At 62.7% G+C, this 22,536-nt stretch carries 23 protein-coding genes; 13 read left to right on the forward strand and 10 right to left on the reverse strand.

Annotation, left to right across the window (positions count from 1 at the left end):
- Window positions 1-115 precede the first annotated feature (115 nt).
- From SKZ59_RS24630 to SKZ59_RS24645, 4 genes are all read left to right on the forward strand, one after another.
- Window positions 116-523 (forward strand): GNAT family N-acetyltransferase, encoded by a 408-nt coding sequence (locus SKZ59_RS24630; RefSeq protein ID WP_034759076.1) that lies wholly within the window; start codon window positions 116-118, stop codon window positions 521-523.
- A gap of 30 nt (window positions 524-553) precedes the next feature.
- Window positions 554-1,018 carry a hypothetical protein gene (locus SKZ59_RS24635; RefSeq protein ID WP_051992027.1) on the forward strand — a complete coding sequence of 155 codons (465 nt, stop codon included), beginning with the start codon at window positions 554-556 and terminating at the stop codon, window positions 1,016-1,018.
- Window positions 1,019-1,116: 98 nt separating this feature from the next.
- Window positions 1,117-1,320 carry a DUF3079 domain-containing protein gene (locus tag SKZ59_RS24640; RefSeq protein WP_034759072.1) on the forward strand — a complete coding sequence of 68 codons (204 nt, stop codon included), beginning with the start codon at window positions 1,117-1,119 and terminating at the stop codon, window positions 1,318-1,320.
- Between the two features lie 64 nt (window positions 1,321-1,384).
- Window positions 1,385-1,879, forward strand: a complete 495-nt coding sequence (locus SKZ59_RS24645) for a prolyl-tRNA synthetase associated domain-containing protein (RefSeq protein ID WP_319993244.1) — start codon at window positions 1,385-1,387, stop codon at window positions 1,877-1,879.
- 10 nt (window positions 1,880-1,889) lie between these two features.
- Here SKZ59_RS24645 and SKZ59_RS24650 read toward each other — a convergent pair whose 3' ends face one another.
- Window positions 1,890-3,125: an MFS transporter gene (locus SKZ59_RS24650; RefSeq protein WP_413774595.1), complete on the reverse strand. Its 1,236-nt coding sequence runs from the start codon at window positions 3,123-3,125 to the stop codon at window positions 1,890-1,892.
- 156 nt (window positions 3,126-3,281) lie between these two features.
- Here SKZ59_RS24650 and SKZ59_RS24655 point away from each other — a divergent pair, with 156 nt between their 5' ends.
- Entirely contained in the window at window positions 3,282-3,899 is a 618-nt protein-coding gene (locus SKZ59_RS24655; protein ID WP_319993245.1) for a TetR/AcrR family transcriptional regulator, read from the forward strand.
- Here the strand turns inward: SKZ59_RS24655 and SKZ59_RS24660 are convergent.
- Both SKZ59_RS24660 and SKZ59_RS24665 read right to left on the reverse strand, forming a co-directional pair.
- Window positions 3,896-4,366: a GNAT family N-acetyltransferase gene (locus SKZ59_RS24660; protein WP_319993246.1), complete on the reverse strand. Its 471-nt coding sequence runs from the start codon at window positions 4,364-4,366 to the stop codon at window positions 3,896-3,898. The genes SKZ59_RS24655 and SKZ59_RS24660 overlap by 4 nt on opposite strands.
- Before the next feature lie 36 nt (window positions 4,367-4,402).
- A complete protein-coding gene (locus SKZ59_RS24665; RefSeq protein WP_319993247.1) occupies window positions 4,403-5,062 on the reverse strand; it encodes an XAC2610-related protein in 660 nt (219 codons plus the stop codon).
- Window positions 5,063-5,227: 165 nt separating this feature from the next.
- On the opposite strand from SKZ59_RS24665, the gene SKZ59_RS24670 reads away from it, so the two are divergent.
- On the forward strand, window positions 5,228-5,884 hold the full coding sequence (locus tag SKZ59_RS24670) for a tetratricopeptide repeat protein (RefSeq protein WP_319993248.1): 657 nt from the start codon (window positions 5,228-5,230) through the stop codon (window positions 5,882-5,884).
- A gap of 124 nt (window positions 5,885-6,008) precedes the next feature.
- Here the strand turns inward: SKZ59_RS24670 and SKZ59_RS24675 are convergent, their stop codons facing one another.
- Genes SKZ59_RS24675 through SKZ59_RS24700 form a run of 6 tightly spaced genes read right to left on the reverse strand, consistent with a single transcriptional unit; the run spans window position 6,009 to window position 13,519 of the window.
- The gene (locus tag SKZ59_RS24675; protein WP_319993249.1) at window positions 6,009-6,977 is read right to left on the reverse strand and encodes a ribonuclease Z; all 969 of its coding nucleotides are present in this window, start codon (window positions 6,975-6,977) and stop codon (window positions 6,009-6,011) included.
- 7 nt (window positions 6,978-6,984) lie between these two features.
- On the reverse strand, window positions 6,985-7,842 hold the full coding sequence (gene fdhD / locus SKZ59_RS24680; protein WP_413774596.1) for a formate dehydrogenase accessory sulfurtransferase FdhD: 858 nt from the start codon (window positions 7,840-7,842) through the stop codon (window positions 6,985-6,987).
- 12 nt (window positions 7,843-7,854) lie between these two features.
- Window positions 7,855-8,775 (reverse strand): bestrophin family protein, encoded by a 921-nt coding sequence (locus SKZ59_RS24685; RefSeq protein WP_034759046.1) that lies wholly within the window; start codon window positions 8,773-8,775, stop codon window positions 7,855-7,857.
- Between the two features lie 27 nt (window positions 8,776-8,802).
- Complete coding sequence (locus SKZ59_RS24690) at window positions 8,803-9,783, reverse strand: cytochrome d ubiquinol oxidase subunit II (RefSeq protein WP_319993250.1); 981 nt, start codon at window positions 9,781-9,783, stop codon at window positions 8,803-8,805.
- A gap of 30 nt (window positions 9,784-9,813) precedes the next feature.
- Window positions 9,814-11,193 carry a cytochrome ubiquinol oxidase subunit I gene (locus SKZ59_RS24695; RefSeq protein WP_070304128.1) on the reverse strand — a complete coding sequence of 460 codons (1,380 nt, stop codon included), beginning with the start codon at window positions 11,191-11,193 and terminating at the stop codon, window positions 9,814-9,816.
- A 13-nt stretch (window positions 11,194-11,206) separates the two neighbouring features.
- The gene (locus tag SKZ59_RS24700; protein WP_319993251.1) at window positions 11,207-13,519 is read right to left on the reverse strand and encodes an FdhF/YdeP family oxidoreductase; all 2,313 of its coding nucleotides are present in this window, start codon (window positions 13,517-13,519) and stop codon (window positions 11,207-11,209) included.
- A 165-nt stretch (window positions 13,520-13,684) separates the two neighbouring features.
- Between SKZ59_RS24700 and SKZ59_RS24705 the strand changes: the two genes are divergently transcribed.
- Together SKZ59_RS24705 and moaA are read left to right on the forward strand one after the other, a co-directional pair.
- Window positions 13,685-13,966, forward strand: a complete 282-nt coding sequence (locus tag SKZ59_RS24705) for a helix-turn-helix domain-containing protein (RefSeq protein WP_070304164.1) — start codon at window positions 13,685-13,687, stop codon at window positions 13,964-13,966.
- Between the two features lie 103 nt (window positions 13,967-14,069).
- Entirely contained in the window at window positions 14,070-15,137 is a 1,068-nt protein-coding gene (gene moaA / locus SKZ59_RS24710; RefSeq protein ID WP_139143443.1) for a GTP 3',8-cyclase MoaA, read from the forward strand.
- Between the two features lie 5 nt (window positions 15,138-15,142).
- On the opposite strand, the gene SKZ59_RS24715 is transcribed toward moaA, so the two are convergent.
- A complete protein-coding gene (locus SKZ59_RS24715) occupies window positions 15,143-16,564 on the reverse strand; it encodes a PLP-dependent aminotransferase family protein (protein WP_070304125.1) in 1,422 nt (473 codons plus the stop codon).
- 154 nt (window positions 16,565-16,718) lie between these two features.
- On the opposite strand from SKZ59_RS24715, the gene SKZ59_RS24720 reads away from it, so the two are divergent.
- The 5 genes from SKZ59_RS24720 (at window position 16,719) to SKZ59_RS24740 (ending at window position 22,457) form a co-directional block, all read left to right on the forward strand.
- Complete coding sequence (locus SKZ59_RS24720) at window positions 16,719-17,681, forward strand: Dyp-type peroxidase (protein ID WP_319993252.1); 963 nt, start codon at window positions 16,719-16,721, stop codon at window positions 17,679-17,681.
- Window positions 17,682-17,727: 46 nt separating this feature from the next.
- On the forward strand, window positions 17,728-18,111 hold the full coding sequence (locus SKZ59_RS24725) for a hypothetical protein (protein ID WP_046682396.1): 384 nt from the start codon (window positions 17,728-17,730) through the stop codon (window positions 18,109-18,111).
- Window positions 18,112-18,219: 108 nt separating this feature from the next.
- Complete coding sequence (gene msbA / locus SKZ59_RS24730; protein ID WP_070304123.1) at window positions 18,220-20,055, forward strand: lipid A export permease/ATP-binding protein MsbA; 1,836 nt, start codon at window positions 18,220-18,222, stop codon at window positions 20,053-20,055.
- Between the two features lie 147 nt (window positions 20,056-20,202).
- Window positions 20,203-21,315 carry a toxin-antitoxin system YwqK family antitoxin gene (locus SKZ59_RS24735; RefSeq protein ID WP_319993253.1) on the forward strand — a complete coding sequence of 371 codons (1,113 nt, stop codon included), beginning with the start codon at window positions 20,203-20,205 and terminating at the stop codon, window positions 21,313-21,315.
- 44 nt (window positions 21,316-21,359) lie between these two features.
- The gene (locus SKZ59_RS24740; RefSeq protein WP_319993254.1) at window positions 21,360-22,457 is read left to right on the forward strand and encodes a toxin-antitoxin system YwqK family antitoxin; all 1,098 of its coding nucleotides are present in this window, start codon (window positions 21,360-21,362) and stop codon (window positions 22,455-22,457) included.
- Window positions 22,458-22,536 lie beyond the last annotated feature (79 nt).

Genomic DNA, 22,536 nt, shown 5'->3' on the forward strand with positions numbered 1-22,536 from the left:
GAGGCCCCCAGGCTGTTCACTGATGCCCTAGCGTCCATATGCCTCAATCATCGCTGGTGATACTATCCCCATGGCAAAGGTCTCCCATGCGCAATCTTCTTACCCCCGTGAACCAATGAAAAACACCACTATCGAATATCGTCATAACTTTCCCCTTGATCCGCTGGACGTTGTTCGTGTGTTCGAGCAATCCGGCATCAAGCGGCCCACCAGCAACCTTCCGCGAATCGCGCGCATGTTTGCCGCGCCTTGCCTGGTGCTGTCGGCATGGGTGGATGGCGAGCTTGTGGGGCTGGCCCGTTCGCTGACCGACCATGCGTATTGCTGCTATCTCTCGGACTTGGCCGTAGACAAGCAGTACCAGGGCCTCGGTATCGGCAAAGAACTTGTCAAACGCACCCAGGCCATCATCGGCGAGGAAGTGTCCTTGATATTGCTGTCCGCCCCCGATGCCATGTCCTATTATCCGACACTTGGTTTTGAGCCTGCCGGCAATGCTTTCGTCATTCGGCGCAAACATTGAGTGAGCGCTTCAAGCCATTCCTGCGCCCTGATGAAACCTGTCTACACCCTCGCCGAAGCCCTGGCACAAGACCCGGCCCGTATCGCCAAGACCCGATCTCTCACTCTCGACAGTTCCAGGCCCCGCATGGGCCTGAAAGGCAGCCAAGGCCTGTTCGCTTCGGACGAATGGTGGGAAAGCATCAAAGCCGGGCGCATCCAGACGCAAACGGTGACGGGCAGGATCGAGCGCACGTATTTCGCGGGCCAGGATAGCCGGCGTGGCGATCAAGTCAACAGTTTTACCTTGCGCCTGGCGGATGGCTCGACATTCGACGAGAGCATCTACACGCACCGCAAGCAGGATACCAAGCTGTTCGTGCCTGGCGCCATGGTGACGATGGTGTATGCGCTGGACGAACTCAAGGAGCAGCCGGCCGCTGACGGCAGTGTCAATGTGGCGCGTATCGTGCTGGAAGGGTATTGTGTCTTTCAGCCACACGAGCCATCTGCATAGAATTGACCTTGGACAAATTCCTCACTGGAATTCGTTTGACCGCCTCACGCGCCAGGTCTAGAGTCAACAAGGAGACTTCAACCGACTGCGTCCCCCCCATGGCCAAGCCCTTTCCCCTGAACCCCAAGAACCCCGAACGCATCTGCTGGGGCTGCGACAAGTATTGTCCGCCGGACGCCATGCGTTGTGGCAATGGTTCCGAGCGCACGCAGCACCCGATCGAACTGTTTGGGGAAGGCTGGAATGACTGGGGGCTGGCGGCTGCCGACAAGGCCGACAAAGAGCAAGAGAATAAGCCGTGATGGCAATCCCCGCCACGCATTGACCCGCTACAATTCCTCATCGCATCCGAGCTGAGGAATCACCATGCAAGAAACCCTGTCCCGCTGGCTGGAAAGCAATGCCGGCGATTGCCCATTCGTCGAGCACCCGGCCGTGCACACCATCGATGAAGCACTGATTCATGTGCCGGCCATGTCCGGCCTGATGGTGAAGAACCTGTTCGTGCGCGACGAGAAAGGGCGCCGGCATTTTCTCGTCATCGTGCCTTTCGACAAGCGCATCGGCCTGGCGGCGCTGGGACGTTTGCTGCCGTCGAGCAAGCTGAGCATGGCTTCGCCCGAACGCCTGCTGCAGCACCTGGGCATCACGCCTGGGGCCGTCAGTCTGTTTGCGCTGATCCACGACAGCGCGCAGGCGGTGGAACTGCTGCTGGACCAGGCCGTGTGGGACGCTGATTCAGTGCAAGCCCACCCGCTGCGCAACACGGCCACGGTGGCGCTGTCGCATGCCGCCTTCGTCGATTTCCTTGCGCATACAGGCCACGTGCCCCGCATTCTGAACGTACCGGCAGCTATTTAAATAGGGTCTTTCAATGCCCGGTCACGGGCGCGCCGCCGCTGCGCCGTCCCGGCCGGAAGCCGTGCGCGCGGGCCGACCAGGCGATCACGAATGCCAGCAGCAGCAAGCTTACCATCGCCCATGGGAAAGCGTCCGCGCCCCAGGTTTCCAGCAGGGCGCCGCCCACCACGCCCGCGGCCGCAATCGCGCCATTCCACGCCACGACATTCATCGACAAGGCCACGTCGGCACCGCTGCCGGCCGTGTCGGCCAGTGCCGTTTGCAGCAGGGTGGCCGCGCCGCCAAAGCTCAGGCCCCAGACGGCCATGCCCAGGTAGATTACAAAGGGGATGTGCGACGCGACACCCAGCACGAGGGCTGTCGCGGCGAACACGGCCAGGCTGGCCAGCACGGTGGCGCGCAGGTGGCGCTCGACCAGCTTGCCCGTGATCCAGATGCCGGCCATGGCGGCGGCGCCGAAGACGAGCAGCACCAGGTCGATTCGCCGCGTCAATCCGGCCGGCGCGACGAACGGGGCGATGTAGGTGTAGAGAATGTTGTGGGCCAGCATCCAGGCGATGACGACGGCCAGCACGGGGCGCACGCCCGGCGTCGTGAAGACGCGGCGCAGGGGCAGGCGTTCATGGACGGACTGGCCCGGGTAGTCGGGCACCTTCGCCAGCACCCAGGCGATCAGGATCAATGTCAGTGCAGAAATGATCCAGAACGCGGCGCGCCAGCCGACGAGCGAGCCGAGCAAAGTGCCCAGCGGCACGCCCAGGGACAGGGCGACGGGGGCGCCCACCATGGCCAGCGCCAGGGCACGGCCTTGCTGATGCGGCGCCACCATGCGACGCGCGTAGCCGGCGAGCAAGCTCCACGCCAGCCCGGCCGCCATGCCGGCAAAGAAGCGGGCCGCCAGAGTCAGCCAGTAGTGCGACGACAAGGCCGTGACGGTATTGAACACGAGAAAGCCGATGATGGTCAGCAGCAGCACGTTGCGGCGGCGCCAGCCGCGCGTGGCGATGGTGAGCGGAATGGCCGCCAGCAGGGAGCCGAGCGCGTAGGCCGTGACCATTTGCCCGGCCAGCGCGGCGCTGATGTCGAGCCCCGCGCTGATCTGCGGCAGCAAGCCGGCGGGCAAGGTTTCAGTAACGATGCAGATAAAACCCGTCATGGCCAGGGCCAGCAGGCCGGCAACGGGGAGGCGGTCGGCCAGCACTGGGCTGGTTCCGGTAGTGATAGTGGCGTGATTCACGGCAAACATCCTTGTAAAGTAATCGGGCGCAGAAATCCCACGACCGTTATAGCGGTATATATGTATCGATCAGTATAAATATAGGCGATGGCGCGCCGCGTTGTCAACGACTTCTGTATCGAGTAGTATGTAAGTAGCGTATAAGCAGATGAGAAGGAGCGATGGATGGCGCAAATGGGACGGCCGCGCACGTTCGACCGGCAGGCAGCGGTGGAACAGGCCATGTTTTTATTCTGGCAACAGGGGTATGAATCGACGTCCTTGAGCCAGCTCAAGGCGAGCCTGGGCGGCGGCATTTCCGCGCCCAGCTTTTATGCGGCGTTCGGTTCGAAGGAAGCGCTGTTCCGCGAGGCGGCGCAATGCTATCTGGACACGTTTGCCCGCGTGACGGAATGCCTGTGGGACGATGGCCTGGCGCCGCGCGCGGCCATCGAGCAGGCCTTGCGCCAGTCGTCCCGCATGCAGTCCGATGCGGGACATCCGCCCGGCTGCATGGTGGCGCTTGGCTGCATGAGCGCGCCGACGGCCGAGCATGCGGCCGTGGCTGCACCGCTGACGGCTTCGCGCGCCCGCACGCGCGCCGGCTTTGTGCGCTGCGTGGAGCGGGGCATGGCCAGCGGCGAATTGCCCGCAGATACGGATGCAACGGCGCTGGCATCCGTCTTCGACAGCTTTTTATCGGGCGTGTCGATTCAGGCCCGCGATGGCGTTGGCTACGCCGTGTTTGACGTTGCCATCACGCAGTTGATGTGCGTGTGGGATGCCAACCGCTTGACCGCCTAGGCCGTAAAGCGAAACTCCAGCACATCGTCGCCATACTTGTCCGTCTCGCCCGTCGCCGTCCAGCCCAGGTAGCGGTAAAAGCCGAAGGAGCGCGAGGCGGGATCGCTGGAGCAGCCGAGGAACAGCCGCTGATGGCCTTGGGCCCGCAGTTCCGCCATTACCAGTTCCAGCAAGGTCTTGCCGATGCCTAAACCTTCGAATTCCGGCAGCAGGGCCAGGACGATGATTTCGCCCGTGTCGCGCTCGCCAAAGCAGTAGCCGACCAGTTGGCCGTCGTGATGGCAGACCTGGCCAGGCAGGCTGCCCGAACGCATCATTTCCGCCCAGGAATCGGCCGTGATACCGACTTCCGCCAGACGTTCTTTTGGGATGGCATTTTGCCGCGTCTTGCCGCGCAATTCGATGAACGCGGGCGTGTCTTCAGCTTTGGCGGCATGAAAAGTAATCGATGCTGGATGTGTCGTCATATGTGTTGTTCGATGGTGTCGGATTGGGGGTAAATATCACTCCCAGGATTTGCGCATGATGTGCGCATGGCGTTGCCAGTCAACTATATTTTTCTTTTCGATGGCTTGCTGGCCAGGATTACCGCTATCGATGATTTCATCCTTGACGATGATCAAGTCGTTTTTTTCATTCAAGCGATATTCACGGTAGCGTTCGCAATCCTGTTCGCGCCGGGCGGTGGCGATTAATTTTTCAGCCCGCCACTTATAGCTGTCTTCGTAAAAACATTGTGCCGCGCAGCCGCAATTGGGGATGCCGCCTTTGATTGCTCGATCGGCCATGCTGATATCCAGATTCGGAATGGCTGATAGTGGTTTGTTGAAACGGTATTGCTTCGCCGGCGCATCCCACAGCCACACATCGGAACATCGGATGCGCCCCTGGCTATCCGTGTAGCCGGTGACCCACAGGTCGGCCTGGCCGTCGAAATTCATGTCCAGTAGCAGCGCGTGCAAATTGCCCGTGCCACTGCTGCTGCAACTGCCATTGATCCACTGCTTGCCGATTTTCAGCTGGTAAGTCTGTTTTTCATCGTGATTCGCATAGCGGATATCCGTGGCTTGCCGTACTTTGCCTGTCGCGGCTTTGTCCAGGTGCAAGGTGCCGCAATAAGCCGAGGTGGAAATCAGGGATAAAAGCAGAGCAATCAGTTTCATGGCGATATTCTTGGGCAGGCAATTGGGCGCAATGGCTAGATTGCATCATGCGGAGAATGATCATAACGCATGATTTGGGCAACGCGCCACACCATTCCCTATCGTGCATTCTGCGCGGAACAGTGCTGTGTACAATGCCAAAAAATCCCCGAATAAGGAATTCTGATGACATCCTCTCCCGAATCTTTGAATGAAGCGGGCATCCTCGCTTATAACGACGATAACCACGCCGAGGCGTTCAGGCAATTCGACGCGGCCGCGCGCACCGGCGATCCGGCCGGCCAGCATTTATTGGCCAGCCTGTATTACCAGGGCCATGGTGTGGCGCAAGACTTGCCGAAAGCGGTGGAACTGTTCACGGCGGCAGCGCAGGCGGGCTTTCCGCCGTCGCTGGCCAACCTGGCCCTGATGTATGCGAGCGGCGATGGCGTCGCGCAAGACATGGCGCAATCGCTGGCTTACGGGCGCCAGGCGGCCGAGGCGGGCGATGGGCAGTCGCAATTCAACCTGGCGCAGGCGTACCGCAAGGGCGATGGCGTACCGCAAGACTTTGCCGAGGCGGCGTTCTGGTACAAGCAGGCGGCCGAAGCCGGTTCCCTGTCGGCGCAGAATGAATACGGCTTGCTGTACGCGCAAGGGCAGGGCGTGGAACTCGATTACGTGCAAGCGTATGCATGGATCGCCATGCCGGCCGAGGCGGGCAGCACGCAATCGATCAAGAACCGCGACCAGTTGCTGGAAATTCTTACGCCCTCACAGCAGCAGGCGGCGCGCGCGCTGGCGGCCGAGTATGCGGCGCAATATGGCGTCAATCCCCACTAAAATAACACCTGACAAAACCTACTGCGCGTCGTAATTTGCGGTCTGCGATGCTCACTGTACCTTCGTACAGTTGCGCTTCTCGACCACAACTTCCTTCCGCTCGCTACGGTTTTGTCAGGCGTTGTTAATTTGGTTTTAACGGCAGTTTGATCAGCTCGCCGGCCGCATCGAGCTCATAGCTGTCGAAATCGCGCGCCAGGAACAGCTTGCCTGAATAGTGCAGCCGCGCTTCCGCTTCCAGCTCGGCCATGCCGTCCGCATGGTGATAGCGGGCGCTGAAGTGGGTGAGGATCAGGTTTGGCAAGCGCACCGCTTCGGCGAACTGCGCCACGCGCTGCACGGAACTGTGCGTGGGGCCGGGACCCACTTTCTGCAGCATCGCTTCCGTGTAGGTGGCTTCATGCACGAGCAGTTGCGCGCCGGCGCAGGCGTCCGTCAGCAACGACGGCGTGTCGTTGTCGCCGCCGATCACCACCGTGGCGCGCTGCGTTTCCGTCTGGCGGAAAGCGCCGGCCGCTAGTACCGTACCATCGTCGAGTGTCGCATCCTGGCCCGCCTGCAAGAGTCCCCAGGCGGGACCGGGCGGTACGCCGGCCGCCAGCAGGGCCGGCTTGTCCAGCTTCCACCTGCTTGTTTCCAGCGCAAAACGGTAGCCAACGCTTGGCGCCCGGTGCGACAGCGCGTGGCGCTCGATGGTCAAGCCCGCTGCTTCATGCACGACTTGCGCGCTGTCCACGTCGATATGGATCAGCGGGTACGTCAAAAACAGTTCCGTGTGCAGCAAGGTGGCATCGATCCAGGCCTTGATGGCGGCCGGGGCGATCAGCAGCAGGGGCCTCTTGCGTCCCGTCATCGAGGCGCTGGCCAGCAGGCCCGGCAGACCGTAGCTGTGGTCGCCATGCACGTGGGTGATGCAGATGCCGACCAGGTCGTGCACGGACAGGGGGATGCGCTGCAGCCGGTGCTGCGTCGCTTCGCCGCAATCGATCATCCACCAGTCGCGGTTGTGCGTGGTTTGCAGGGCCAGCGACGTGACGTTGCGGTAGCGCGTGGGCACGCCGGAAGACGTGCCGAGAAAAGTCAGTTTGAACATGGGCGCATTATGCGGCAGGGTGGCGGATTTGTGCAGTATCAAGGCAACTTGCCTGCGTCGTGTAGTCGACAAAGCCGTCGCGGCGGCAAAAGCTGGCCAGTTGCATGCCGGCCTGGCGCGCGATGCGGATGGCCAGCGAGGTGGGCGCCGAGATGGTGGCGACGAGCCCGATATGCATGCGCGCCGACTTGCGCACCAATTCATAGCTGGCGCGGCTGGACAGGAAGACGAAGCCGTCGTGCATGGCGATGCGATGCAGCGCCAGGTAGCCGATCAGTTTATCCAGGCCGTTATGCCGGCCCACGTCCTCGAACACTTTCACGATGGCGCCCTCGGCCGTGCACCAGGCGGCCGCATGCACGCCGCCCGTCTTGTGCATCAGTTCCTGGTACGGCAGCAGTTCGCGCGCGGCGCGGCCGAGGATGGCGCTGCTGGCGACCAGCGGCGGCAGGGGCCGCGTGATCTTTTCCGGCACCAGGTCCAGCAAGGCCAGGCTTTCGATGCCGCACACGCCGCAGCCCGTGCGCCCGGTCAGCGCGCGGCGGCGGGCCTTGAGCTTGATCAAATCCGGCTGGGCGATGGTCAGCCGCACTTCCGCGCTGTCCTCGCCGCAGCACACGTCGAGGTCGTAGATGTCGCGTACGCTGCCGACGATGCCCTCCGTCAAGGTAAAGCCGACGGCGAATTCCTCGAGGTCGCGCGGCGTGGCCATCATCACCGCGTGGGCGATGCCGTTGTAGACGAGGGCTACGGGATACTCCTCGGCCACCATGTCGTGGCCCGCCGTGGCCACACCGGCCTGGTGGCGCACCATGGGAACTTCCAGGAAACCGTCGCGTTCGGTGGTAGTGGTATCAAAGTCCATGCTGTTCTCCCGTTAATTGATTTGATAGCGCGGGCAGGGCTGGATCGATGGCGGCAGCGGGTCGCCGTTCAATTCCAGCAGCGAGCGTTCCGTTTCCCGCGTCATGGCGTTCAGGGCCAGGCAGTTGGGCGCCAGGCCGAACGGTTCGGCGATCTGCTGCGCGATGGCTTCCAGCGCAAACAGGGTGTAGGCAACAAAGACGGAAATGAGGGGCGTGGCCACGCCGATGGCGTCCACCAGGCCCAGCGGCAGTAAAAAACAGTACATATAGACGGTGCGGTGCACCAGCACGCCATACGGATATGGAATCGGCGTGTTCTTGATGCGCTCGCAGCCGGCCACGGTGGCGGCCAGGTCGTTGAGCTGCGTGTCGAGCATCCACAGCAGCTGCGTCTGGCCCGGCTGGCGCCGCACGGCGTCGTACAGCATGGCCCGTACCGCATGCAGCACGGCGACGGGTTTGAAGTGGATACCTTGCAAGCGCTGCACTTCCTCGGCCGGCAGGTAGCGCGCCAGGTCTTGCTGCGGATCTGTCTGGCGCAGCTGGTGCTTGAGCGCGTAGACGAAGGCGGTCAGGCGGCGCAGCAGCAACTCGCGGTCCAGGCCGCTCGTTTCCTGCGGCAGATACGTGATCGCCTGCGAAGCCAGGGCCCGTGCGGCGATCAGCAATTGCCCCCAGATATGCCGCGCCTCGACAAAGCGCGCATAGCTGGCGTTGTTGCGAAAGCCGAGAAAGATCGCCAGGCTGATGCCGACCATGGGAAATGGCGCCGTATCGAGCGGAATCTTGACGCCGAAGATACGGCCATCCGTCAGCAAGGCCAGCGAACTGACGACCAGCATCAGCAGCAATTGCGGGATGATGGCTTGCAGCACCGAGCCATCCCATACGAACAGCATGCGAAACCAGTTGGTGGTGGGGCGGATAATCATGATGGAAGACGCATGCCGTGATGCCGGTTAATGTTTCCGGGGCACGACTTTGCCCTCGAAGACGTAGTATTGGAACAGGTTGTAGCCGATCATGATCGGCAGCATGGCACCCATGCCGATGAGCATGAAGATCAGGGTCGGCTCATCCGAGGCGGCCGCCGCGATGCTCAGCTTGCCCGGTACGAGGTCGGGGAAAAAGCTGATGGCCAGGCCCGCGAACGAGGCCAGGAACAGCACGATGGCGCCGCGGAACGGGCCGCGCACGCCGTTCACGTGCACGGCCCACAGGATGTAAATAAAAGCGCTGGCGGCGATGGCGGCCAGGGCCAGCAGCACGCCGAATACGCCCGGCTGCGCCCAGCGGTCGTGGCCGATGGCACTGAAGACCATGGTGCCGGCCGACAGCACGATGGCGGCCGCGACAGTCGCCAGCACGCTGGCCGTCGCATAGCGGCGCGCCGCCGCTTCCAGCTGGCCGCCCGTCTTCTTGATCAGGTAAGTGCTGCCCAGCAGGCAATAGCCGGCCACCACGCCCAGCGCCGTGCAGGCCGTGAAGATGCCGCTCAGCCAGCCCGGCTGCAAGCCCGTGATGACCTCGCCCAGCACCACGCCTTGCGCCACGGCGGCCAGCAGGCTGCCCACGCCGAAGATCACGTCCCACAGGCGCTTGTTGCCGGCCGCATGGCGGAACTCGATCGAGGCACCGCGCATGATCAGGCTGGCGATCAGCAGCATGATGGGAATGTACAGCTGTTCCAGCAAGGTGGCGTAGGCGCTGGGGAAGGCGCCGAACAGGGCGCCGCCCACTACGACCAGCCAGGTCTCGTTGGCGTCCCACACGTGCTCGATAGACTGGAAGATCAGGTTGCGTTCCTGCTCGCGGCGGGTGAACAGGCTGAGGATGCCCACGCCCAGGTCGAAGCCGTCCGTGACCACGTAAAAGATCAGCATCAGGCCGATCAGTCCGAACCAGGCATTGCCCAGCATGGCATGCGAATTCATCTCCATTACAAACTCCTTGATTGGTAGTGGCGCATTTCAATACCCAACGGCATGGGCAGCGTCCGGCAGCGGCAGTGCCACGTCCGGGCCTTGTTGCAGCCATTTCTTGGCAAACACAAAGAAAGTGACGAACAGCACGATGTAAAACACGAAGAACATCAGCATGCTGCCGGCCACGGCATGGGCCGCCACGTCGGAGACGGCGTCGCGCGTGCGCAGCAGGCCGTACACGACCCACGGCTGGCGTCCCACTTCGCGCACGATCCAGCCGCACTCGACGGCGATGTAGGGCAGCGGTATTGTCAGCACCCAGGCCAGCAGCAGCTTTCGGTTGCGTACGAACTCTTCCACCCGTCCGCCCGCCTTGCGCCAGACCACGAAGGTCCAGAACGACAGCAGCACGAACCACATGCCGATGCCGGCCATGGCGCGAAACGCGTAGTACAGCAGCGGCAGCATGGGCGGCTGGTCTTCGCGGGCGATGTCGGCCAGGCCCGTGATCTTGCCCGTGGCGCTATGCGTGGCGATCACGCTGAGCATGCCGGGCACTTCGATCGACCAGTCATTCTTTTGTTCAAGCTGGTTGGGCCAGGCCAGCAAGGACCAGGCCGCGCCTTCACCATCGCGGTTCGTGTGCCAGTGGCCTTCGATGGCCGCACCCTTGGCGGGCTGGGTCTTGAAAACATCGACGCCGCTCGAATCGCCGAGCCAGACCTGCAACGGCGCGATGATGAGCAGCAGCATCAGCGCCAGCTTGAACGAGCGGGCGAAGAAGGCCGGTTCGCGGCGCTTGAACATATACCAGGCGGAAATACCGGCGATGACGAACAAGCCCGTTTCCACGGCGGCCACCCACATGTGGCCCACGGCCCAGGCCATGTCGGGATTGAAGATGGCGGCCACGTAATCGGTGACGATGATCTTGCCGTCGACCACGCGCACGCCGGCCGGCGTCTGCATCCAGGAATTGGCGACCATGATCCAGAACGAGGAAATGCTGGAGCCGAGCGCCACCATGCCGGTGGCAAACAGGTGCACGCCTTTCGGTACGCGGCCCCAGCCGAACATCATGACGCCGATGAAGCCCGCTTCCAGCATAAAGGCCATGGCGCCCTCGAAGCCGAGGATGTTGCCGATGAACTGGCCCGAGTGGTGCGAGAACGGCGCCCAGTTGGTGCCGAACTGGAATTCCAGGGGAATGCCGCTGACGACGCCGACGGCAAAGTTCAGCACCAGCAGCTTGCTCCAGAAGCGCGCGTGGCGATAGTAGACGGGGTCGCTGGTGCGCAGCCACAGCGCCTCGACAACGAACAGGAACAGCGACAGGCTGATCGTCAATATGGGCCACAGGATGTGGAAGATGGCCGTCATCGCAAATTGCGCGCGCGACAGGTCCAGGGTATCGAAACCGAACATGGCGTTCTCCTGATCAGCTGAGGGCGGCCGAAGGCGACAGCAGCACGGGGATGGATTTGAAGGTCGGCGTGCGCGAACCTTCGCCCACGCTGTCGAGCGGCACCAGCGGATTGGTTTCCGGGTAGTAGGCGCCGATGCAGCCGCGCGGGATGTCGTACTCGACCAGCAGGAAGCGGTCGGTGCGGCGTTCGATGCCGTCATGCCACACGCCGATCAGGTCGACCCAGTCGCCGGCCGCAAAGCCCAGCATGGCCAGGTCGTCCTTGTTGATGAAGACCACGCGGCGCTGGCCGAACACGCCGCGGTAGCGATCGTCCATGGCGTAGATCGTCGTGTTGTACTGGTCGTGCGAACGCGTGGTCATCAGCACCATCAGGCGCTCGCCATATTGCTGGCGCGCACGGTGGATCGGCGTGTCCAGTTCCACGGCGTTGACGATGAATTGCGCCTTGCCGCTGTCCGTCTTCCATACCCGTTCGCGCGAGGCGATTTTCAGGTGGAAACCGCCCGGCTTGGCTATGCGCAAGTTGTAGTCGAAAAAGTCATCGAATACTTGCTCGATGGAGTCGCGCAGCAGCGCATAGTTGCCGGCATAGCGCAGCCAGTCGATCTTTTCGCTGCCCACGGTCGCTTGCGCCATGCCGGCCACGATGGCGATTTCCGAACGCAGATTGGGCGAGGCGGGCTGGTTCATGCCGAACGAGATGTGCACCATGCTCATCGAGTCTTCCACCGTCACGCCTTGCGCCACGCCTTCCTGCACGTCGATCTCCGTGCGGCCCAGGGTGGGCAGGATCAGCGCATCCTTGCCATGCACGAGGTGGCTGCGGTTGAGCTTGGTGGCGATGTGCACGGTCAGGTCGCACGAGCGCAGCGCGCCCCACGTGCGCGGCGTGTCCGGCGTGGCCATCGAGAAGTTGCCGCCGAGCGCCACAAATACTTTGACTTTCTTTTCCAGCATGGCCGCGATGGTGCCGACGGCGTCGTAGCCGTGGTGGCGCGGCGGCTCGAAGTTGAAGACGAGGCCCAGGCGGTCGAGGAATTCCTTGGTCGGCTGTTCCTCGATGCCCATGGTGCGGTCGCCCTGCACGTTCGAGTGGCCGCGCACGGGACACAGGCCCGCGCCGCGCTTGCCGATATTGCCGCGCATCATCATCAAGTTCGACAGGATTTGCACGGTGGCCAGCGAGTTCTTGTGCTGCGTCACGCCCATGCCCCAGGTGGCGATGACGGCCTTGCCTTTCACATAGATCTGCGTGAGCTCTTCGATCTTGTCGCGCGCCACGCCCGATTCGGCCAGCAGCAAATCCCAGCTTTCCGCGCGCAGGTCGGCCGCGAACGCGTCGAGGCCCGTCGTGTGTTCGGCGATGAAGGCGCAGTCGAGCACGCGCTCCTGGCCGTGGGCGATGGCCTCGTCATCGAGCTCGACGACGCGCTTGGCCATGGCCTTGATCAGCGCGAAGTCGCCACCCAGGGTCGGGCAGATGAACAGCGAGCAGATGTTCGTGCTGCCGCCCGTCAGCATTTCCAGCGGATGCTGCGGACTCGTGAAGCGCTCCAGGCCCCGTTCGTGCAATGGGTTGATGGAAACAATGGTGGCGCCACGGCGCGATGCTTCGCGCAGTTCGCCCAGCATGCGCGGATGGTTGGTGGCCGGATTCTGGCCGAACAGCAGCAGGGTGTCCGCATGCTCGAAGTCGTCGAGCAGCACCGTGCCCTTGCCGATGCCCACCGTTTCCGGCAAGCCACGGCTCGTCGCTTCGTGGCACAGGTTGGAGCAATCAGGAAAATTGTTGGTGCCGTAGGCGCGCACGAACAGCTGGTACAGGAAGGCCGCTTCGTTGCTGGCGCGCCCCGATGTGTAGAAGGCGGCCTGGTTCGGGTCGTCCAGCGCGTGCAGGTGGTGCGCCAGGAGGGCGAACGCGTCGTCCCAGGAAATGGCCTGGTATTTGTCGCTGGCGGCGTCGTACACCATGGGGTCCGTCAAACGGCCATGTTGCTCCAGATCATAGTCTGACTGCCCCATCAGTTCGGTGACCGTGTGCTCCTGGAAAAACTCGGGGCGCACGCGCTTGCTCGTCGATTCGGCGGCCACGGCCTTGACGCCGTTTTCGCAGAATTCAAACGTCGACGCGTGTTCGCGGTCGGGCCAGGCGCAGCCGGGACAGTCGAAACCATCGGGCTGGTTTTGCTCGAACAGCGAGCGGTAATTGCCCGCGCTGACTTTTTCCTTGAACAGATTGATGGCCACGTACTTGAGGGCACCCCAACCGGCCGCGGCATGGGTGTAGGGCGCGATGCGCGCGTCGGACTTTGGCTTGCTCATGATGACTCTCCTGGTGATATGCGATGGGACAATCACATGGTAGGGGCGGCGGACAGCCCCATAGGCGCACAGTTCCGGCTAAAAAAACAGAGTACAGATGGCAAGACGACGATGCCGGTCGCGCCGGCGCCGGCCGTGATTTATGATGTGGACAAGGAGAAAAACATGCACAAGGAAGACAAGGAAGTGGGAGTCGACGCGGCACTGATAGCCCTGCTGGCGCTGCTGTGGCAAGCGCGGCAGGAGGCGTCGGAAAAACCGTGGTCGCTGGCCAAGCTGGCCAAGCGGGCAGGAGTACAGATGAGCACTTTGCTGCGCCAGCTCAATGCGCTGTCCAGCGCGGGACTGGTGACCGTTGCCACGGCGGAGGGTGGCGGCGGCAGCGCTTCGCTGAGTACGGCGGGCGCCGAGCTGTGCGCCAGCATGTTCGCGCCACCAGGAGAGTAAAGCCGAATCTGTACTCTATCGCCTGGCGCCGGACTGTACCTCCTTGAGTGCCTGCTTTCGTCCTATGCTACTTCCAGACGAACGCACATCAAGGGGAAGCACAATGAACACCATCAGGTATCCGCAGCCAGACCATAGTGAGCCGTGCGTGGACATGCTGGGCCGCCCCCTGACGGACTTGCGCATTTCCGTCATCGACCAGTGCAATTTCCGCTGCACCTATTGCATGCCGGCCGAGCTGTACCCGAGCGATTATCCGTTTCTTCCCTCCAGCGAGCGCCTGTCCTTCGCGCAGATCGAAACGATGGCGCGCGCCTTCGTGCGCCTCGGCGTGAATAAAATCCGCATCACGGGCGGCGAGCCGCTGCTGCGCAAGAACCTGGAGCAACTGATCGAGTCGCTGGCGCGGCTCACCACGCCGGACGGGCGCGCCGTGAGCATCGCCCTGACGACGAATGGCAGCTTGCTGGCGGCCAAGGCGCGTTCGCTGAAGGATGCTGGCCTGGACCGGGTCACCGTCAGTCTCGACAGTCTGGACAACGGTATTTTCCAGCGCATGAATGGCGTCGACTTTCCTGTCGAGAAAGTGCTGCACGGGATCGAGGTAGCGCAAGCCGTGGGATTGAGCCCCGTGAAGGTCAACATGGTCGTGCAGAAAGGCGTCAACGACAGCCAGATCGTGCCGCTGGCGCGCCGCTTCCGCCACACGGGCGTGATCCTACGCCTGATCGAATTCATGGACGTGGGCGGCATCGGCGCCTGGTCGCGCACGCACGTCGTCACGTCTGACGCGGCGCGCGCGCTGATCGCCGCCGAATTCCCCCTCGTGTCGCTGGGCGAAGGCAAGCCTGTCCTGCACGAGACGGCCAGCCGCTACCGTTACCTCGATGGCGGCGGCGAAGTGGGTTTTATTTCCAGCGTGTCGCAGCCGTTCTGCGGCAACTGCAGCAGGGTGCGCGTGTCGTCGGACGGCAAGCTGTTTACTTGTTTGTTCGCCCAGGACGGCCTCGACCTGCGGCCCCGGCTTGACTCCGGGCAAGAACTGGAAACCCTGCTGCGCCAGCACTGGCAGCGGCGTGGCGACCGCTATTCGGAAGTGCGCGGTGCACTGGCCCAGCTTGGCGGGCGCAAGCAGTATCCCACCGTGCGCATGTCGCTGGTGGGCGGGTGAGTGATCTACAGGAATTCGGTGATCAGTTTGCCGAGCAGGATAATGGCTTGCTCGACGCCCACACTCCACGGATAGCTGTAGTTGAGGCGGATGCAATGCTTGTAGGCCTGGCTGACGGAAAACATGCGCCCCGGACCCACCGTGATCTTGCATTCCAGCGCGCGCCGGTACAGCTGCATGGAGTCTATGCCGCCGGGCAATTCCACCCACAGCACGTAGCCGCCCTGCGGGTGCGAGATTTTCGTGCCAGCAGGAAAGAAGCGCTGCACGGCGGCAGCCATGATGCGCGCTTGCTGGGCATAGGCCTTGCGGGTGCGGCGCAGATGCTGTTCGTAGCCATCGTTTTGCAGGTATTCGGCGATGGCCAGCTGCGGAAACGACGATGTGGCCAGGGTGTTGAGGAATTTGAGTTCCTCGACCTTGCCCCGGTAGCGCCCAGCCAGGGCCCAGCCCACGCGCTGCGCGGAACTGAGGCTCTTGGAAAACGAGGAACAGTGCAGCACCATGCCCTTGCGGTCGTACGACTTGAGCGAGGACGGGTGGGCGTCGCCGTAATACAGTTCGTTGTAGACGCCGTTTTCGATGGCGGGCACGTCGTGCTGCTCCAGCAGCTGGACCAGGGCGCGCTTGCGCTGGTCGGACATCTGGAAGCCCAGCGGATTCTGGAAGTTCGGCATCACCATGACGGCGGCGATCGGTTGCCGGGCCATGATGTCGGCCAGCGCTTCGATGCTGATGCCGTCGTACGGATCGGTGGACACTTCCACCACCTTCATGCCCAGCCGTTCGACGGCCATCAGCATGGCATAGAAGGTGGGCGACTCGACGGCGATGGTATCGCCCGGCTTGGCCACGGCTTGCAGGCACAGGTTGATCGCTTCCGTGGCGCCCACGGTGACGATGATTTCATCGGGATCGACGGCCAGACCGTTTTCCATGTAGCGGCGGGCGATTTCGCGGATCAGCTGCGGGTTGCCCGGCGGCAGGTCGTCCGTCATGTTCCACACGCGGTTGCGGCGCGCCACGGCACCCGCATACTGGTTGATGCGTTCCCAGGGAAACAGCGACGGGTCGGGGTAGGGCGAGCCCAGCGGGATGGCATCGTGCAAGCCAATCGAGCGCAATGTCGACAGCACCAGGCGGCTGACGTGCACTTCCGCCGGAACGGGACTGGGCTGGGAGGCCTGCATGCACAGGTCGGCGGTCTGTACGTCGCCGGCGCGCGGGCGCACGAAGTAGCCGGACTGGGGCCGGCTTTCGATCACGCCCATGCTTTCCAGCTTGACGTAGGCGCGCAGCACCGTGGTGATGCTCAGCTTGTGCTGCTGGCTGGTCTGGCGCACGGAGGGAATGCGTTCGCCGGGCAAGAGCACACCCTTGGCCACCAGTTGCTCGATCTCGCTGACGAGCTTTTCATACAATTTCATTGGTATCCATTCTTTGATTCTTGCTCTACGTCATTGCATTATCGTCCAATTCATGGAGGCGGTATGGCTGCGGCCACCGCATGTTGTCGAAATGAAACTGTCGTTCGGCAGTTCTGGTTTAATATCCACACAGAAAGTAAAAAAGGAACATTTGATGGCAATCCCACAAAGCATGCTGTCTGTCGTCGCGCGCGACGAAGTGCATTTGCAGTTCAATGTGAAGGCCGGCGTCGATATGCGGCAGTTGTTCAAGCTGCTGGGCAAGCTGTGGGAATCCGAAGTCACGGGTATCCTCGATCCCACCCTGAACCGCCACCATCAGTTGACGGGCGGCACGGCCAATGTGGTGCTGGGATTCAAGCCCGAGCTGTGGCGCGCCGCTTGCCCCGGCTGCGTGCCGGACAATATGGCGTCGTTCGCGCACGACCTGGTGGGCGCCAACGGCAAGACGGCGCCGGCCACCCAGCACGATTTCTGGGTCTGGATCACGCAGTCGAACGCGGCCAACCTGTACGACAGCATGCGCACGACGCTCACTTTGCTGAGTCCGTTTGCAGAGCTGGCCAGCGAGCAGGTGTGTTTTCCGTATCACAATAACGTGACCTTCGACGGCTTTGCCGACGGCGTCGCCAATCCGAATCCGTTTCGTGCCAACGGCGTGGCCATCATTCCGGACGGCGAGGCGGGTGCGGGCGGCTCGACCGTGCTGCTGCAGAAATGGCGCATGGACGTGGAACGCCTGCGCGCCTTGCCCGTGCACGCGGCGGAGCAGGTGTGGGGCCGCACCAAGGCAGGCAGCCATGAATTGTCGCCGCTGCCCGTCGATTCCCACGTGGGCCGCAATCAGTTCATCCGCGATGGCGAGGAAGTCGATATCGTGCGCCGCAATGCCAATTACGCCAATGCCAGCGAGGCGGGTGTCATGTTTGTCGGTTTTTGCAAGGACATCACGGTGACCATGGGCATGCTGCGGCAAATGTACGGTGTAGGCTATGATGGCGTCACCAAGACGGACAGGCTGCTGGATTTTTCCACGGCGCTGTCGTCGGCGATCTATTTCGTGCCCAGCATCGATGCCTTGCTGACCGTGGGTATTTCGCCGGCGGATCCCGGCTAAGGGCCGCCCCGGCGGTTCCGATTTTTACTTTTACTAGGAGTTTTTCATGCGTATTCGTCCCGCCACCTTGCTGTCCGCCCTGATCTTCGGCAGCGTCGTCTTCAGCGCTTCCGCCTCCGCCGTCGGCCTGGGTTTCCTGGCCGATACGCCGATGGCTTACCTGAACAAGAACGACAAGCCCGTCTTCGTCAAGGCCGTCACCGACGTGCTCAATGACAAGAAGGATGGCGAAACCGTGCAATGGAGTAATGAAGGCTTGCGCAATTCCGTGCGCATCGCCGCCGAAATCACGGCCAGCGACACGGAAAAAACGGATGCGCAAACGTGCCGCAAGGTGCAGGTGGGCTTGAGCGCCAAGGGCCAGGAACAGACGCTCAAGCTGAAGGTCTGCAAGGCCGGCACGGCCGCGTGGAAAGTGGCGAAGAGCTGATCGTCCGTGTTGTTCCCTTGCCGGTTCTGCACCGGCAAGGTGCGACTTTCCTCTAGGTAAGTCTGGCAGCGGTTAGAATCACGCTTTACCCTCACTTTTCTCACCTGCATGCAGCAAAGTCGCCTCCTGTTTTTCCGCCTGGCCGGCCAGTTTCGCCGCTATGGCGCCATCGTTGCCGCCACCTTGCTGGCCGTGGGCGTGGCGTCCGCCACCGATGTGTTGTTAATCCGCCAGTTGCAAAACGTCGTCGACGCCATGCGTACGACGGCCAGCACGCAGGTCGCGCCCGCGTCCGGCGTGATGGGCATGCTGCAGGGCTGGGTCGACCGTTTCTTGCCGGCACAGGCGGGGCAGGTGGACTTGTGGGTGATTCCCGCCACCATCCTGGGCCTGGCCGTGCTGCGCATGGTGTCGAGCTTTGCCGGCGATTACGGTTCCGTCTGGCTATCGAGCCGGGTGCAGGCCGATTTGCGCGAAAAAATGTTCGCCACCATCATGCGCCTTCCCAGCCGCTTCTTCGACACCACCACCACCAGTTTGACGCAGTCGCGCGTGGCCTTCGACGCCAGTCAGGTGTCGCAGGCGGGCTTGAACGTGCTCAACGTGATGGTGCGCGATTCCGTCGCCACCGTCGGCTATTTGATCCTGCTGTTCAGCATCGACGTGAAACTGGCCCTGTTCTGCATGGCGTCGATGCCCATCGTGGCCATCGTCGTGACCCTGGCGGGACGCCGCATGCGCCATTTAAGCAAGAGTTCGCAGCAAGCCGTGGGCGAGCTGACGTCCGTGCTCGACGAAAGCATCGCCGGCCAGCGCGTCGTGAAAATCTTCGGCGGCCAGGATTACGAACAGGCGCGCTTCGTCGACGTCGTCAAGCGCAACCGCCAGCTGGCCGTCAAGCACGCGGCCACGTCGGCAATGAATTCCGGCTTCATCATGATGCTCGTCGGTATTACCCTGTCGTCCGTGATCTATTTCGCCATGCTGCGCGCGCAAAGCGGCGCCATCACGCCAGGGGCCTTCGTTGCCTTCATGGGCGCCTTGATGGCCATGCAGTCGCCGATCAAGAATTTGACGAAGATCAATGAGCCGCTGCAACGGGGTTTGGCGGCGGCCGAGTCCGTTTTCGGCCTGATCGATACGCCGCTGGAACCGGACCCGGGCACAGTGGCCCCGGCGGCCGTGCAGGGCAATTTGTCCTTGCAGAACGTGCAGTTCCGCTACAACAGCGACGATCCCGATGCGCCCACGGCCTTGAGCGATATCACGCTCGACATCCGCGCCGGCGAGACGGTGGCCCTGGTGGGCGGTTCCGGCGGCGGCAAGACGACCTTGCTGGGCCTGCTGCCGCGCTTCTACGACGTCAGCGGCGGCCAGATCCTGCTCGACGGCGTCGACGTGCGCGACTACGCCTTGCTGGCCCTGCGGCGCCAGTTCGCCCTCGTCAGCCAGGATGTGATTTTGTTCAACGACACGATGGCGGCGAACATCGCCTACGGCGACCCGGCCCCGGACCAGGCCCGCATCGAAGCGTCGGCGCGCGCCGCCTATGCGCATGACTTCATCATGCAACTGCCGCAAGGCTACTCCACCCAGGCGGGGCAGAACGGTTCACGCCTGTCGGGCGGACAACGCCAGCGCCTGGCGATCGCGCGCGCCCTGTACAAGGACGCGCCGATTTTGCTTCTGGACGAAGCGACCAGCGCGCTCGATACGGAGTCGGAGCGCTCGGTGCAGGCCGCGCTGGAAGTGCTGATGCGCAACCGCACCACCATCGTCATCGCGCACCGTTTGTCGACCATCGAAAGCGCCGACCGCATCGTCGTCATGCAGGGCGGGCGCTTGGTGGAATCGGGCAGCCATGGGGATTTGCTGCAGCAGGGCGGCGCGTATGCGCGCCTGCATGCGAGCCAGTTGTCGCCCGTCAAGGACAGCGTGGGCTGAGGTGTGGCGCGCCAGCGCATCCGCCGGGCCGGAGCCGGACCAGCAGGTCCGTCCCGGCCTTTTTTCATGGGGCGGCAATCGTGCCCATGGCGCACGGTGCTTGCCTTTATGATGGTGGCCGCAAAGCAACATGAACAATGGAACAACATGAAAAATCGACAAACGATGCGCTGGCTGCTGGCCGCCGCGCTGTGCGCAGCCTTGCCGCTGGCGGCGCAGCAGCAGGCAGCGCCAACGCCAACCCTACAGGAGGAAGACCAGACTATGTATCTGGATGAAAATTTTATGCCAAGCAACCAGCGCCGCGCCACCTATGCGCTGCGTACGCCGCCCGTGCGCGACGAGGCGCTGGGCGCCTGGCATGTGCGGCTCGAATTTCCCGACACGCCGGGCGTGCTGGCCTTTGAAACCTATGCCACCGACCTGGACTTGAGCCAGGTGAAGTTCGTGCGCTTTCGCAAGTACTACTACGAGAATGGCCAGCTGCTGCGCGAAACCTATTTCAATGACCATGGCGAGGAGCTGCTCGGCGGCTGCGTGTACTTTGAAAACGGCCAGGTCAAGCAGAAGGTGACGGCGCTGCCGAATGGGCGCGACAGCATCTCGGAAACGTATCACGAGAATGGCCAGCTGATGAGCCGCATCTTGTATCACGGCGACGAGATGGCCGATGGCGAGCACGTGTCGTATGGCGCGAACGGGGCCGTCAGCAGCCGCTCGTATCAACGCAATGGCAAGATGGATGGTGTGCAGGAATCGTTTTATGCCGATGGCAAGCTGTTCCGGAAGGGGCGGTATGTCGATGGCCAGCGCGAGGGCGAGTTTGTCACGTATGCCGAGGACGGCAAGGTGCTGGCCAAGACTGTCTGGGTGCACGGCCAGCCCGATGGCTGGTCGTTTGAAAGCCATGGCAATGGAAAACTGTCGAACAAGACGCTGTACCGGAAAGGTGCCGTGCTCAGCCTGGAAAAGTGGGGGGCGAATGGCCATCCCATTTTTGCGTGGCAGAAAGATGCGCAGGGGCGTGACCACGGCGATACAACGGAATGGCATGCCAACGGCGTGCGCGCCAGCGTGACCCCGTTCGTCAAAGGTCAGCGCCACGGCTTGCTGCAAACCTGGTACAGCGACGGCAGCCTGCGGCAGATCGTGCTGTATGAACACGGCAAGAAACACGGCATCGAGCGCCAGTGGGACAAGGCCGGCAAGCTGGTGCTGGAACAGGCGTGGCAGGATGGCCAGCCGGTGGCGGCGAAGTAGTGGCTAACATCCATATTGGGACCGGCCAGCCATATCGACGGACCATGCGCCTGGTGCTGCTGGCTGCGCTCATGACGGCGGTGCCGCTGGCGGCGCAGGAGCAGGCTCCGGCACAGGGGCAACAGCAGGCGCAGGACAAGAGCGTCTATCTGGACGAAGACTATGCGGCGAGCGATGTGCGCCACGCCGCGTATGCGCTGCGCACGGCGCCCGTGCGCGACGAGGTGCTGGGCGCCTGGCATGTGCTGCTGGAGTTCCCCTATGCACCGGGCACGGTGGCGCTGGAAACCTATGCCAGCGGCCCCGATCTGAGCCAGGCCAGCTTCCTCCACTTGCGCAAGTGGTATTACCCGAATGGACAGCTGGCCCGCGATGAGCGGCTCGATGCCCAGGGCAATGTACTGACGGGCAGCACGTCATTCTATGCAAACGGGCAGGTCAAGCAGCGCGTAACCGTGCTGGCGAACGGGCGCGACAGCATCTCCGAGAATTACCATGAAAATGGCCAGCTGATGAACCGTATCAGCTACCACGGCAAGCAGATGGCCGATGGCGAGTACGTATCGTACGGGCCGAATGGCAGGATGAGCAGCCGCGCCTTCCTGAAAGGCGGCAAGATGCATGGCTTGCAGGAAGTGTTTTACGCCGATGGCAAGCTGTTCCAGCGCAGTCATTTTATGAATGACAAGCAGGATGGCGAATTCCTCACGCTTGCCGAAGATGGCAAGGTGCTCGCGCGCAAGGTCTGGGTGGATGGCGAAGCCGATGGCTGGTCGTTTGAAAGCCATGACAATGGCCAACTGGCGCAAAAGGCCCTGTACCGCAAGGGCAAGCTGCTGAGCATGCAGAAGTGGAGCCGCAACGGCAAGCCGTCGATCGCCTGGCAGCAGGACGCACAGGGGCGCGAGCAGGGCGATGTCACGGAATGGTATGACAACGGCGTGCGCGCCAAGGTCATTCCGATGCGCGATGGCCAGCGCCATGGCTTGCTGCAAGTCTGGGCGAGCGACGGCAGTCTGCTGCAGCTTGTGCCGTATGAGCACGGCAAGAAGCACGGCATCGAGCGCCGTTGGGATAAGCGGGGCAAACAGGTGTGGGAGAAGACTTGGCAGGCCGGAGTGCACCTGTCTGCCGGTCAATAGGCAGTAGGAGGGCGCCCGCCATTGCAGGTATCATGTACGGATTCCGGCCCGCCAGCAGGCGCGAAGCCGGCGGGATAAC

This window comes from Janthinobacterium sp. GMG2, from assembly GCF_033949445.1.
GTDB lineage: Bacteria > Pseudomonadota > Gammaproteobacteria > Burkholderiales > Burkholderiaceae_D > Janthinobacterium > Janthinobacterium aestuarii.